Consider the following 236-nt stretch of genomic DNA (forward strand, 5'->3'; position numbering starts at 1 on the left):
GCCTCGCCCTTGTCGCCCGCCAGCATGGCCTTGTCCGCGTCCGACATACACAGCGCGCTGCCGTCCAGCGGCGTCAATGCCAGCGTCAGATCCCCGGCGATGATACTGTCCCCTTGGATTGTTGCGCTGGGGTGTTCTGCCAGGCGATCATAGCTTTCGCGTGACAGGCGCAGCACGGCGACCGGTCGATCAAACATGCGCCCGGCAATAAAGGCCCCCAGCGTCAGGATGTCTTC

1 protein-coding gene is annotated in these 236 nt (G+C 64.0%); it reads right to left on the bottom strand.

From position 1 onward, the window contains the following. On the bottom strand, window positions 1–236 hold a 236-nt coding region (locus tag Q4528_RS16095), incomplete at both ends, for a hypothetical protein (RefSeq protein ID WP_303522771.1).

The organism is Staphylococcus pasteuri (assembly GCF_030547725.1).
In the GTDB taxonomy this organism is placed as follows: domain Bacteria; phylum Bacillota; class Bacilli; order Staphylococcales; family Staphylococcaceae; genus Staphylococcus; species Staphylococcus pasteuri.